We start from the raw sequence: 891 nt of genomic DNA on the forward strand, positions 1-891 counted from the left end.
CAATCAAAGGAAATGTAAGTATATTTAAGTGTCTGAAATTCAAATATTTAAATACATTTCCACATGATTGACTTCAATAAAATTAGCGATATTTTCTGTCTTGTTGATGAGTTCTGTAAAGATTTTGATGAAACTACAAAGCTTTTTGTCCTGGGAAAGCCTTCTAAACGCCCTCCGTTGATGTCTAAGAGCGAAGTTATATCCATCTGTTTGCTTTTTCACCTCAGTGGGTTCCGTTGCTTCAAGCACTTCTATATGTTCTATATTCAAAGGCACATGCAGGGTGAATTCCCCAAAACGGTATCCTATAACCGTTTCGTTGAACTTAGCCAAAGTGTACTGATGCCCATGACTATTTTTCTTAAAACCTGTTGTTTAGGGGCCTGTTCGGGCATATCATTTGTTGATTCAACGCCAATCAGGGTTTGCAACAATAAACGGATCAAAAGGAATAAGGTATTCAAAGGGATAGCAGAAGTAGGTAAATCTACGATGGGCTGGTTTTATGGTTTTAAACTGCATATTGTAATCAATGACAAGGGCGAGATATTGAACTTTGCTATTACACAGGCTAATGTCGATGACAGGGAACCACTTAAGAATGAAAGTTTTCTTAAAGCCGTGTTCGGCAAGCTTTTTGCTGACAAAGGGTATATATCCGAGAAGCTCACCAATATCTTATTTGTCAATGATATACATCTTGTTACAAGTATCCGAAACAACATGAAAAATAGCCTGATGACGATGAGTGACAAAATATTATTACGCAAAAGGTCGGTGATAGAAACAGTCAATGATGAGCTCAAAAACATTTGCCAGATCGAGCATTCCAGGCATAGGTGTTTCGCCAACTTTATCGCTAATATCGTGGCTGGATTAATCGCATACTCA

General features: G+C 37.7%; 1 protein-coding gene. It reads left to right on the plus strand.

The window, feature by feature from the left end; genetic code table 11:
• Positions 1-63 precede the first annotated feature (63 nt).
• Positions 64-891, plus strand: an 828-nt coding sequence (locus E2R66_RS28135; RefSeq protein ID WP_134738025.1) for an IS982 family transposase, incomplete at its 3' end; no start/stop codon positions are given.

Source organism: Mucilaginibacter psychrotolerans (assembly GCF_004519315.1).
In the GTDB taxonomy this organism is placed as follows: domain Bacteria; phylum Bacteroidota; class Bacteroidia; order Sphingobacteriales; family Sphingobacteriaceae; genus Mucilaginibacter; species Mucilaginibacter psychrotolerans.